This is a genomic window from Actinosynnema sp. NPDC004786, from assembly GCF_053601135.1.
In genome coordinates this window covers 58,191-69,846 of the sequence record NZ_JBSGBG010000004.1, presented here as the reverse complement: position 1 = coordinate 69,846, position 11,656 = coordinate 58,191, and the positions used below count along the sequence as shown (strand labels likewise).

Here is an 11,656-nt window from a genome sequence, read left to right as displayed (position 1 = left end):
CATGACCCACCTCGCCGCCGAGTCGCGGTACGACGCCATGCCCTACCGCCGCTCCGGGCGCAGCGGGCTGAAGCTGCCCGCCGTGTCGCTGGGGCTGTGGCACAACTTCGGCCACGACCGGAGCCTGGACGGTCAGGGGGCGATCCTGCGGCGCGCCTTCGACCTCGGCGTGACGCACTTCGACCTGGCCAACAACTACGGCCCGCCGCCCGGCGGCGCCGAGGAGAACTTCGGCAGGCTGTTCGCGCGGGACTTCCGGGCGCACCGGGACGAGATCCTGGTGTCCACCAAGGCGGGCTACCACATGTGGGACGGCCCGTACGGCGAGTGGGGCTCCCGCAAGCACCTGCTCGGCTCGCTGGACCGGTCGCTGGCCCGGCTCGGCCTGGACCACGTCGACATCTTCTACCACCACCGGCCCGACCCGGACACGCCCGTCGAGGAGACGATGGCCGCGCTGGACCACGCGGTGCGGTCGGGCAGGGCGCTGTACGTCGGCATCTCCAACTACTCGGCCGAGCAGACCCGGGAAGCGGCCCGCGTGCTGCGGGAACTGGGCACGCCGCTGCTGATCCACCAGCCGTCGTACTCGATGTTCAACCGGTGGGTCGAGGACGGGCTGCTCGACGTGCTGGCCGAGGTGGGCGCGGGCTGCATTGCGTTCTCGCCGCTGGCGCAGGGCGTGCTGACCGATCGCTACCTCGACGGGGTGCCGGAGGGGTCGCGGGCGGCGAGCGCGTCGCCGTTCCTGTCGTCGGCCAACCTGGACGAGGCGACGCTGGCGAAGGTGCGGGCGTTGAACGAGGTCGCCAAGCGGCGCGGGCAGACGTTGGCGCAGCTGGCGATCGCGTGGGTGCTGCGCAACGTGACGTCCGCGCTGATCGGCGCGTCGAGCGTGCGGCAGTTGGAGGACAACGTCGCCGCGACCGCGAACCTGGCGTTCGAGGCCGACGAGCTGGCCGAGATCGAACGGCACCTGTGACGTCTGCGTTACGTGGTGTGAACCGCTTCAGCACAGGTGTCAACGGCTCTTGACGAAACTTTGCTTAACCGCTTAACTAAGTCCATGGGGCAAGCACTCGAGCCGGTCGCGGTCGCCGTGGACATCGGCGGGACCAAGCTCGCCGCGGCGCTGGTCGAACCCGACGGCGCCGTCCTGGCCCGCCGCACCACGCCGACGCCGGCGGGTGACGCGGAGACCGTCTGGCGCGGGCTGGCCGGCGTGCTCGGGGAACTGCTCGACCTCGCCGCCGGCCGGGCCGTGCTGGGCGCGGGCATCGCGTCGGCGGCCCCGATGGACCTGCGCACCGGCACCATCAGCCCGGTCAACATCCCCGGCTGGCGCGACTTCCCGATCACCGCGCGGGTCGGCGACCTGCTGCCCGGCCTGCCGGTCCGGCTCGGCGGCGACGCGCTGTGCATGGCGCTGGCCGAGTACCACCACGGCAACGGCCGGGGCAGCGAGTGCCTGCTCGGCATGGTCGTGTCGACCGGCATCGGCGGCGGGTTCGTCTTCGCCGGCAAGCCGCACTTCGGCGCCACCGGCAACGCGGGTCACGTCGGGCACTTCGTGGTCGACCCGGCCGGGCCGCGGTGCGGGTGTGGGGCCGACGGCTGCTCCGAGGCCATCGCCAGCGGCCCGTCGATGGTGCGGTGGGCGTTGGAGCAGGGCTGGCAGCCACTCGGCGGCACGGCCGACGGCGTCGCGCTCGCCGCCTCGGCACGGGCCGGCGACCCGACCGCGCGGGCGGCGTTCCGGCGGTCCGGCGCGGCGGTCGCCCGGGTCATCACGGTCGCGTCCGCGTTGTGCGAGATCGACCGCGTGGTCATCGGCGGTGGCGTGGCGCAGGCGTGGGACCTGCTCGAACCCGCCGTCACCGAGCCGCTCGCGGACTACGCGGGGCTCGACTTCATGCGCCGGGTCGAGGTGTGCCCGGCGACGCTGGGCGTGGACTCCGGCCTGATCGGCGCGGCGGCGCTGCTCGCCGACCGGCGGGCGCCGTCCGTGCCCGTGGGGATCTGAGGGGGCGCGGTGCGCAAGCTGGACACCACCGTCCGCGAGTACCACTGGGGTTCGCGGACCGCGCTCGCCGAGCTGCGCGGCGAGCCGTCACCGAGTCCCCGGCCGCAGGCCGAGCTGTGGGTCGGGGCGCACCCCGACGACCCGTCCCGGCTGGCCGGCTGCGACGTGCCGCTGGACGCGTACCTCGCCGCCAACCCCGCCGGGCTGCTCGGGCCGGACAGCCTGGCCGCGTTCGGCCCGCGGCTGCCGTTCCTGCTCAAGGTGCTGGCCGTGGCCGCGCCGCTGTCGTTGCAGGTGCACCCGGACCGGGAGCAGGCCGCGGTCGGGTTCGCCGAGCACGGCTACCGCGACGACCGGGCCAAGCCGGAAATCCTGGTCGCGCTGACCGGGTTCGAGACGCTGTCCGGCTTCCGCCCGCCGGCCGAGACCGCGGCGCTGCTGGACGGGCTGGACGTGCCGGAACTGGCGCCCCTGCGCGCGGAGCTGGTGGCCGGCGACACGTGGGGCGCGCTGCGTTGGGCGTTGCACTGCGCCGACGCCGACCTGGTCGGCCGGGTGGCCCGTGCCGCGGCCCGCGTGCCCGCGCTCGCGCACGTCGCAAAGCTGGCCGAGGTGTACCCCGGGGACGCGGGCGTGGTGGCGGCGTTGCTGCTCAACGCGGTGACGTTGCGGCCGGGGCAGGCGGTCTACGTCGGCGCGGGGGTCCTGCACGCGCACCTGCGGGGCACCGGCGTCGAGCTGATGGTGAACTCCGACAACGTCCTGCGCGCGGGCCTGACCACCAAACCGGTGGACGTGGCGGGGGTGCTGTCGCTGGTCGACCGCCGGTCCGGGCCGCCCGCCGTGCTCGACGGCGTGGTGGACGGTCCACTGAGGACGTACCCGACGCCGGACCCGGAGTTCCGGCTGCACGCGGTGCGGCCGGGGGCCGTGCTGGCCGGGGGAGGGCCGCAACTCCTGTTGTGCGTCAAGGGGAACGTCGTGGTGGCCCGGGACGGCGCGGAAGTCGCGTTGCGCGGCGGCGAGTCGGTGTTCCTGCCGCACGGCGCGAGCGCCGCGGTGGTGTCCGGTGACGGCGAGGCGTTCTGGGCCACCACGAACCTCTGACGCCGGGCACGCGGGCGCGGCGCACCGGCCGCACCCGCGTGCCCCTGCGGTTTTACTGGAAGACCACGTCACTGCAGAGGTAGTACGCCTGGTCCATGTGGCTCGCCTGCCAGATCGTGAAGATCGTGTGGCGGCCGGTGCGGCTGCCCGCGTTCACCTGGGCCTGGTAGAGGCCGGTGGTGCCGTAGCGGCCGGTCGAGGTGACCAGCTCCAGGTCGCTCCAGCGCAGCGGGGTGGTGGTGGTGTCGACGCCCTGCCGGGTGATGTAGATCCGCAGGTAGTCCGCACCGTGCTTCGCCTGGTCGGTGATGGTGAGCGTGAACTGGCGCGGCTTGGTGGTGGTGTTCCACGCGCCGACCGTGTCGAGCGCCCGGTACCGGCCGCTCTCGGCCAGGCCGCCGCTGCAGAGCTGGCCGTTCGGCAGCGCGCCCTGGTGGTTGCCGCCGACCCCGTTGCGGTACAGGCCGTTCCAGTTCCACATGGCGTTGGGGTCGGTCTTCCACGCCTGCGCGCACATCGGGTCGGTCTGACCCATGTTCGGGTTCAGGTGGTCGCTGCCCCAGCGCTGCCAGCAGCCGTAGTTGCGCGACGGCGGATCGGTGACCGAGCCGTGCGCGCTCGCCACGCCCGAGGTGCCGACCAGGGCGACCAGGCCGGCGGCGAGGACCGCCAAGACCGAGGTGAAGACGCCGAGTGCCGAACGGAGACCGCGTCTGAAGGTCATGAGTTGTCCTCCACGTTGAGGATTTTCCGACTACGGGCTGGGAGCGCTCCCAGGCCCCAACGTAGCGAACCAACCACAGTCTGTGAACCCCCTCGAACCGCGTGAGTCGTACGTCCAAGTCTCGTGAGTCCTGCGTTCAGGACCCCTGAGTTCACCACTCGCGTCACCGGAAATGCCCGTGGAACCGGGCTTTTCGGTGGCCGAGCCCGCCCGCCGGTCAGGACGAGCGGGCCTCATGCGTCCTGGGTCAGGCGAGGAAGCCCTCGACCGCAGGGTCGTTACGCTGGGGATATGCGTCCGGACAGGCGGGCAACCATCGGTGACCGCGTCGCCTACTACCGCAACGCGGCGGGCATGACCCAGGAAGTCCTGTGCGGTCTGGTCGGAGGCCGGACGACCGAGTGGCTGCGGAAGATCGAGAACAACAAGGTGGACGTCGACCGGCTCTCCACCATCGTGGCCATCGCGGGAGCGCTCAGGATCCCGCCTTCCGCGCTGCTCCCAGGCCCCTTCCGCGGCCGGTCGAACCGTGCGGACCGACTCGGCACGGCACCCGCCTTCATCCCCGAGATCGAAGCGGCCATGTTGCGGTACAACGGCATCGCGGGTTTGATCGGCGTCCCCGATCGAGCGCCCGTGTCGCCGGAACACCTGCGCGTCCGCATCGAGAAGGCGTTCCTGTGCTCGCAGACGGAACGGTGGTCGGACATGGCCCCCCTGGTGCCCGACATGATCGCCGACTCCTGGCACCTCGTCGACGCCGCCGGAAGCGAACAGGACAAGCGGGAGGCCCTTCGCCTGCAAGCCCTGGTCTACCGGGTCACCTCCGGGATGCTCGACCGGCTGGGTGAGCCGCACCTGCCGTGGGTGGCCGCCGAACGTTCCCTGCACGCGGCACAGGAGTCGCGTGATCCGCTGCTGATCGCGGGCGGGGCGTGGCGGCTTGCCGTGGTCCTGCGGCACGCCGGCCGGCTCCAGGAGTCCACCGATGCCCCCGTCGCGGCCGCCGACGCGCTCCGCCCACACCTCGGAACGCCGGAATCCTTCGGCATGTACGGATCGCTCATGCTCAAGGGCGCGGTCGGCGCGGCATCGCTCGGAGACCACCGCGCGGCGCGGGATTTCCTCGAGGAAGCCGGTAGGGCGGCCGACCGGACCGGGGATCGCAACGACTTCTGGCTGGCGTTCGGACCGACAAACGTGGCCATCCACCGGGTGTGGCTGTCGCTCGAACTCGGCGACCCGATCCGGGCGATCTCGGAAGCCGACGGCGTCCCCGCCGACGACCTCCCGGCGGAACTGGCCGAACGTCGGACCTCGCACCTGATCACCGTCGCGTGGGCCCACTACCTGCGTCGTCAGGATCGCGATGCCCTGGACCTGCTCAACCTCGCCAGGTCCGCGGCTCCGGAACAGCTGCTGTTCACCGGGCGCGTCCACACGATGATCACCGGGATGCTCAGGCGGGAGCGCAAGTCGGTCAAGGGCGACCTCCGCGCGTTGGCCGGGTTCGTCGGCGTGGACCGCTGACGCCGACTTGCCTCCACCCCGCAACGCTCACCGGTAGTACCCCTCCACCGGCACGGTCGCCTCCTCGCGCAACGCCGGTCCCTCCTGCGGCACGGGTGGGAAGCCGCCGCCCGGCTTCAGCGCGTTCAGCTGCTCGGTCGACAACGCGAACACCACGCGACCCAGGCCGGACCGCTCGATCGCGCCCACGCACATCCCGCACGGCTGGCAGCTGGTGAACATCGTGGTCCCCGCCGCGACCTCCGGCGTGAGCGACCGCGCCGCCCACCGCGCCAGCTTCAGCTCCGGGTGCGCGGTGATGTCGTCGTCCGTCACGCTGGTGTTGCGCTCCTCCCGCAACACCGCGCCGTCCGGCCCGACCAACAACGACCCGAACGGCGGGTTGCCCGACGCACGCGCCTCCGCCGCCAGCTCGATCGCCCTGTGCAAGCTCATCCGAACTCCTTCCGCACGGTGGCCAGCGCCTGCCACGCCACCTCCGGGTGCAACGTCTCCTGGGGATCGCCGACGAACGGGTCCAGCACCACCGCCCGCACCCCCGCCGAACGCAGGTCCGCCAGGTCGCCCACGACCTGCCCGACCGTCCCCTCGCCCAACCGCCGCTCCGGCCCGGTCACCTCCGACGACGTGATCCGCAGCAGGATCCGCGGCGCCAACGCGGGCGCCGGCCGGCCTTCCTCCGCCGCCAGGGCCGCCAACCGCCCCGCCCCCTCGCGGAACGCCGCCGGCGTGAGGCGCAGCCCGTGCCACGCGTCCCCGAGCCGCACGGCCCGCCGCAACGCCGCGTCCGAGTGCCCGCCGACCCAGATCGGGATCGACCCGGCCCGGTAGTCCGACTCGTCCCGCCACGCCGCCCGCACCACCCGCAACGCCTCGTCGGCCAGCCGGCCGCGGTCGGCGAAGCGGACGCCCAGCGCCTCGTACTCCTGCCGCGCCCACCCGACGCCGACCCCGAGCACGAACCGGCCGCCGGACACCTCCGCCAGGTTCGCCGCCATCCGCGCCACCAGCAACGGGTGCCGGTACGGCAGCACCACCACGGTCGTGCCGAGCCGGATCCGCGACGTCACCCCGGCCAGCCACGCCAACGCGGTGAACGGCTCGTAGAACGGGGCCGGGTACTGCTGCGCCACGTCCGGCGTCACCACCACGTGGTCGGACACCATCAACAGGTCGAAGCCCAGGCCCTCGACCGTCTGCGCCCAGTCCCGCAGCACGTCCGGCGAGGTGCCCGGCCCGAAGTTCGGGACGTTCACACCGATCTGCACCGCACCAAGGCTAGGCGTCGGCCACCGCCGCCTGAAGAGACGATCCACGGTCCGCACCGGCCTTCGCCGTGGATTCCCCGGTAAAGTGCCCGGATGACCGGGAACCTCGATCCGGCCGACTGGGCCATCCTCGGCGAGCTGCAACGCGACGGCCGGATCGCGCTGAGCGAGCTGGGCCGCCGGGTCAACCTCAGCGCCTCGGCCACCACCGAACGCGTCCGCAGGCTGGAGTCCGCCGGCGTGATCACCGGCTACCGGGCCGAGGTGGACCTGGCCAAGGTCGGCTACGCGGTGCTGGCAGTCGTCCGCCTGAAGTACCCCGGCAACCGGCACGAGCCGCTGCACGCGCTCATCGCCGAACGCCCCGAGATCCTCGAGTGCCTGCGCACCACGGGCGACGACTGCTACACGCTCAAGGTCGCCGCGACCTCCATGCCGCACCTGGAACAGGTGGTCAACGATTTGACCGGGTTCGGCAGCACGACCACGAACATCGTCTACAGCCAGACCCTGCCGTACCGGGGCGTGTCGGCGACCTGACCCACCCCGGTCACGGCTACCGCCAGGCGACGGCCGGCGCGCACGTCGCCGGGTCGAGGTCGCGCGCGCCCGCGACGACCACCCCGTCGGGCCGCACCCAGCACTTCGTCGGGTTCCACTCGTTGCCGTCCGGCGGTCGCCGCGCACCACGTTCGTGGCCACGGCCGGCAGCCACGGCAGGGCCGAGTCGTGCTCCAGCCGCAGCCGGTCCCGCTTGCGCCAGGCCAGCAGGAACGTGTTCCGGAGGTGGTCCTCGGCCGCGGCCCACGACGCGGTCAGCCGGAAGCAGTGGTTGTAGACCGCCTTGGCGTGCCGGTCGAACAGCGCGCCGAAGGCCGGTCCGCTCCCCGCCGCGGCCTGTGACCACAGGGTGCGGTCGTCGGGGTCATCGGTCGTCATGTCCTGCTCGTGCCCTCCGGGGTCCCACGAACCTCCGGGGTCCCACGAACAAGGACCGCCGCCGGCAGGGTTGGCCTCGGCATTGAGACCTCCGGGGTGCGGACCAGAGCGCTCTGGTGTCACACCCGACCACGCCGGCGGCGGCCCTCGATCCCGTCAACGCCGCCGCCTGCGTTGCGGGACGAACCTTCTGGGAACGTTCCCAGACCCCAGAAGGTAACGTATCGGCAACAGGTCTGGCAAGCGCTTTCCCGCCGTCGGGGTCAGGAGTGCGGGCAGGTGTCGCGGTATTCCTCGATCAGCGTGCTGCGGCCCGGCGCGGGGCACAGGAACTGCTCGTAGCGGGTGTCGTCGTCGATGAACCGCTTGAGCCAGGCGATGCTGTACTTGGCGATGGTCGTGTTCGAGGTGTTGGGCGCGAAGTGGCTCGCGCCGTTCAGCTCCAGGTACGCCTTGTCCAGCGTGGACGGCAGGGAGGTGTAGAACGGCTCGGAGTGCGACGCCACCGGCGCGACCGAGTCGTCCTCCGCCCCGATGACCAGGGTGGGCGTCCGCACCGAGGACCAGGTCTTGGTCAGGTTCCAGGCGGTGAGCGGGATCGACGCCTGCAGGGTGGGCCGATCCTTCGTCGCCTCCAGCGCGCCGCCGCCGCCCATCGAGTGGCCCATCACGCCGAGCCGCGAGGCGTCGACGCGGGAGCGCACGGAGCTGCTGGTGGTCAGGTAGTCCAGCGCGGCGAGGAGCTGGTCGCCGCGGGACGACGGCTGGTCGTAGCGGGAGTTCGTGTCGATGATGAAGACCACGAAGCCCTGCGAGGCCAGGCGCGGTCCGAGCCAGGACAGGCTGGACTGCGAGGCCGTGTAGCCGGGTGCGACCGCGACCGCGCCGAACGTGCCCTCGGCGGTGCTGGTCGGGTAGTAGATGGTGCCGCCGCCGAAGCCGCGCACGCTCAGTGACGACACCGCGGTCTCGGCGGTGGCGAACGGGCCGCGGACGGCCTCGATGCTCGCCGTGGTCGGCGCCGGGCCGCGTTCGTAGGGGTTCTCGGCCGCCCGCGCGACCGTGCCGGACAGGGTGAGGGCTGCCGTCGCGGCGATGACGAGCGCGCGGCGGGACAGGGGATGCCTCAGGGACATGGTTGTGCTCTTCCCAGGGTGGCAAGGACTTGGCGGAGAGAGTCCTGAGTGGACCGTGCTTACCGCGGCCGAGTCTGGCGCACTACCTACTCCAGAGTCAAGTAAGTGTCTCGACACGCTCCGTAGTGTGAAAACAATTCACGTCGCCGGTACCGGGAACCGGGCCGCGGACCGGAACTCCTACCTGCGAGGAAGCGCTCCCACAGAGGTCTTGACCGCGATCCGCGGGGTAACGAAGATCGGCGCGACAGTGCCGTCGCCCCGCTGACGAACGGAACCTCCGATGTCCCGCAGACACCTGAGCGCCGCGGTGGCCGCGGTGCTCGCCGCCGGTCTCGTCACCGGCGGCGCCACCGCCGCACCGGGGCCGGGCCCGCGCCAACCGGTCGTCGGCGAGCCGCGCACCGAGCACGGCTGCGCCCGGATCGAGGACCGCCTCCCCGAGCTGTCCCAGTGGCCGAGGGTCGACAGCCGGGTCGACTCCACCCCGGCCGACGAGCGGCGGATCCGCGGGATCCTCGACGGCATGACGCTGGCCGAGAAGGTCGGCCAGATGACCCAGCCCGAGATCGCCGCCATCACCCCCGACGAGGTGCGCGAGTACGGCATCGGCTCGGTGCTCAACGGCGGCGGGTCGTGGCCCGGCCGGGACAAGCACGCCGCGCCCGAGGCGTGGCTGGCCCTCGCCGACGCCTATTGGGAAGCGTCCAGGGCCAGTCGCACGCGGGTGCCCGTGATCTGGGGCATCGACGCCGTGCACGGCAACAACAACGTCTACGGCGCGACGATCTTCCCGCACAACATCGGCCTGGGCGCCGCGCACGACCCGTGCCTGGTCCGGGACATCGGCGAGGCGACCGCCGAGCAGATCCGCGCCACCGGCCAGGACTGGGCGTTCGCCCCCACGTTGGCCGTGCCGCTGGACGACCGGTGGGGCCGCACGTACGAGGGCTTCTCGGAGGACCCCCGCATCACCCGCGCCTACGGCTACGAGGCCACCATCGGCCTGCAGGGCAAGGGCAAGCGCCGGGTGGGCGTGCTGGCCACGGCCAAGCACTTCATCGGCGACGGCGGCACGATCGGCGGCAAGGACCAGGGCGTCAACCCGTCGTCCGAGGCCGAGATGATCAACGTGCACAGCCAGGGCTACTACGGCGCGCTCGCGGCCGGCGCCCAGACCGTGATGGTGTCGTTCAACAGCTGGACCAACGAGGAGTTGGGCATCGACGAGGGCAAGCTGCACGGCAGCAGGCTCGCGGTGAACGACATCCTCAAGGGGAAGATGGGCTTCGACGGCCTGGTGGTGTCGGACTGGAACGGCATCGGCCAGGTCCCCGGCTGCACCAACGCGAGCTGCCCCCAGGCGATCAACGCGGGCATCGACGTGGTGATGGTGCCCAACGACTGGAAGGCGTTCATCGCCAACACGATCGCCCAGGTCGAGGACGGCCGGATCCCGATGTCCCGCATCGACGACGCGGTGACCCGCATCCTGCGCGTCAAGCTCCGCGCGGGCGTGCTGGACGGCGAGAAGCCCTCGCGGCGCCACCACGCCGGGTCGGCCGCCGCGCTGGAGGCCCGCGAGCTAGCCCGCGAGGCCGTGCGCAAGTCCCAGGTGCTGCTCAAGAACGACAACCGGGTGCTGCCGCTCAGCCCGCGGTCGAAGGTGCTGGTCGTCGGCAAGAGCGCGGACAGCCTGCAGAACCAGACCGGCGGCTGGACGCTCACCTGGCAGGGTACCGGCAACACCAACGCCGACTTCCCCCACGGCACCACGATCCTCGGCGGGCTCAAGGAGGTCCTCGGCGAGCGGAACGTGGTGTTCAGCGAGAACGGCGACGTCGACCCGACCGGGTTCGACGCGGTCGTCGCGGTGATCGGCGAGACGCCGTACGCGGAGGGCGTCGGCGACCTCGGCAAGCGCTCGCTGGAGGCGGCGAAGCTGTACCCGAACGACCTGGCCGTGCTGGACAAGGTCAGCGGCAAGGGCACGCCGGTCGTCACGGTGTACGTGTCGGGCCGCCCGCTGCACGTGAACAAGGAGTTGAACCGCTCGGACGCGTTCGTGGCGGCGTGGCTGCCCGGCACCGAGGGCGGCGGCGTGGCCGACCTGCTGGTCCGCGGCCGGCACGCGTACCCCGGCTACACCGGCAAGCTGTCGTTCTCGTGGCCGCGCAGCGCCTGCCAGACGCCGTTGGACGCGGGCGGCGACCCGCTGTTCAAGGCCGGGTACGGCCTGAAGAGCCGGCAGACCGGGAACGTCGGCGTGCTGGACGAGACCTCGCCCGAGTTCGGCTGCTCCGGCAACGGCGGTGGCGGCACCGCGACCGAGGACCTGGAGCTGCACGTCCGGACCGACGTCGCGCCGTACCGCAGCTACATCGGGTCGCCGGACAACTGGGGCGGCACGGAGCTGGGCCCGGACGGCGAGGCGGCGCACGGCTCGATCACCGTCGTGCCCGCGGACGTGAACGTGCAGGGCGACGCGATGAAGACGACGTGGACCGGCACCGGGCCCGGCCAGGTCTACCTGCAGAACCCGGCGGGCGGCACGGACCTGCGCGGGTACCTCAACGCCGACGCGGCGCTGGTGTTCGACGTGATCGTGCACCAGGCCCCGGCCGCGCGGACCGTGGTGAGCACGCACTGCCAGTACCCGTGCTTCGCCGAGGTCGACGCGACCGGCCTGTTCGGCGGGCTGCCGGCGGGCGCGAAGTCGACGGTGAAGATCCCGATCTCCTGCTTCGCGCAGGGCGGGCTGGACCTGGAGAACGTCAACACGCCGTTCCTGGTCTACACGGAGGGCGCGTTCCAGGCGTCGTTCGCGAACGTGCGGTGGGTGCCGAAGGCCGCTTCGGACCCCGACGCGAAGACGTGCGCCGAACTGACGTGACGTGAGCAGGGGGTGCGGACGCGTCCGCACCCCCTG

At 72.2% G+C, this 11,656-nt stretch carries 11 protein-coding genes and 1 pseudogene; 6 read left to right on the top strand and 6 right to left on the bottom strand.

All coding sequences use genetic code 11. The features are described 5' to 3' along the window. The first annotated feature begins 1 nt into the window (after position 1). From mgrA to manA, 3 genes are all read left to right on the top strand, one after another. Positions 2 to 982 carry an L-glyceraldehyde 3-phosphate reductase gene (mgrA, locus tag ACWEFJ_RS05045; RefSeq protein WP_378085870.1) on the top strand — a complete coding sequence of 327 codons (981 nt, stop codon included), beginning with the start codon at positions 2 to 4 and terminating at the stop codon, positions 980 to 982. 84 nt (positions 983 to 1,066) lie between these two features. Then, positions 1,067 to 2,023 (top strand): ROK family protein, encoded by a 957-nt coding sequence (locus ACWEFJ_RS05040; protein ID WP_378085872.1) that lies wholly within the window; start codon positions 1,067 to 1,069, stop codon positions 2,021 to 2,023. 9 nt (positions 2,024 to 2,032) lie between these two features. After that, entirely contained in the window at positions 2,033 to 3,130 is a 1,098-nt protein-coding gene (gene manA, locus ACWEFJ_RS05035; RefSeq protein ID WP_449712965.1) for a mannose-6-phosphate isomerase, class I, read from the top strand. Positions 3,131 to 3,182: 52 nt separating this feature from the next. On the opposite strand, the gene ACWEFJ_RS05030 is transcribed toward manA, so the two are convergent. Further along, positions 3,183 to 3,854: a lytic polysaccharide monooxygenase auxiliary activity family 9 protein gene (locus ACWEFJ_RS05030; RefSeq protein WP_378085876.1), complete on the bottom strand. Its 672-nt coding sequence runs from the start codon at positions 3,852 to 3,854 to the stop codon at positions 3,183 to 3,185. A gap of 291 nt (positions 3,855 to 4,145) precedes the next feature. Here ACWEFJ_RS05030 and ACWEFJ_RS05025 point away from each other — a divergent pair, with 291 nt between their 5' ends. Next, positions 4,146 to 5,384 (top strand): helix-turn-helix domain-containing protein, encoded by a 1,239-nt coding sequence (locus ACWEFJ_RS05025; RefSeq protein WP_449712964.1) that lies wholly within the window; start codon positions 4,146 to 4,148, stop codon positions 5,382 to 5,384. 27 nt (positions 5,385 to 5,411) lie between these two features. On the opposite strand, the gene ACWEFJ_RS05020 is transcribed toward ACWEFJ_RS05025, so the two are convergent. After that, positions 5,412 to 5,819 carry a nucleoside deaminase gene (locus tag ACWEFJ_RS05020; RefSeq protein WP_378085878.1) on the bottom strand — a complete coding sequence of 136 codons (408 nt, stop codon included), beginning with the start codon at positions 5,817 to 5,819 and terminating at the stop codon, positions 5,412 to 5,414. After that, a complete protein-coding gene (locus tag ACWEFJ_RS05015) occupies positions 5,816 to 6,652 on the bottom strand; it encodes an LLM class flavin-dependent oxidoreductase (RefSeq protein WP_449713049.1) in 837 nt (278 codons plus the stop codon). Before ACWEFJ_RS05015 ends, ACWEFJ_RS05020 begins: the two co-directional genes overlap by 4 nt. Before the next feature lie 93 nt (positions 6,653 to 6,745). Here ACWEFJ_RS05015 and ACWEFJ_RS05010 point away from each other — a divergent pair, with 93 nt between their 5' ends. Continuing rightward, positions 6,746 to 7,192 (top strand): Lrp/AsnC family transcriptional regulator, encoded by a 447-nt coding sequence (locus ACWEFJ_RS05010; protein WP_449713048.1) that lies wholly within the window; start codon positions 6,746 to 6,748, stop codon positions 7,190 to 7,192. Between the two features lie 16 nt (positions 7,193 to 7,208). Here ACWEFJ_RS05010 and ACWEFJ_RS05005 read toward each other — a convergent pair whose 3' ends face one another. The 3 genes and pseudogenes from ACWEFJ_RS05005 to bdeA form a co-directional block, all read right to left on the bottom strand. Next, a complete protein-coding gene (locus ACWEFJ_RS05005; protein ID WP_449713053.1) occupies positions 7,209 to 7,367 on the bottom strand; it encodes a hypothetical protein in 159 nt (52 codons plus the stop codon). A 14-nt stretch (positions 7,368 to 7,381) separates the two neighbouring features. Beyond that, positions 7,382 to 7,591 (bottom strand): annotated as a pseudogene (locus tag ACWEFJ_RS05000) (RNA polymerase sigma factor); the annotation flags it as partial. A gap of 263 nt (positions 7,592 to 7,854) precedes the next feature. Next, a complete protein-coding gene (gene bdeA / locus ACWEFJ_RS04995) occupies positions 7,855 to 8,727 on the bottom strand; it encodes a bis(hydroxyethyl) terephthalate hydrolase (protein WP_449712963.1) in 873 nt (290 codons plus the stop codon). Positions 8,728 to 9,010: 283 nt separating this feature from the next. Between bdeA and ACWEFJ_RS04990 the strand changes: the two genes are divergently transcribed. Beyond that, on the top strand, positions 9,011 to 11,620 hold the full coding sequence (locus ACWEFJ_RS04990) for a glycoside hydrolase family 3 protein (RefSeq protein WP_449712962.1): 2,610 nt from the start codon (positions 9,011 to 9,013) through the stop codon (positions 11,618 to 11,620). The last annotated feature ends 36 nt before the right edge of the window (positions 11,621 to 11,656 follow it).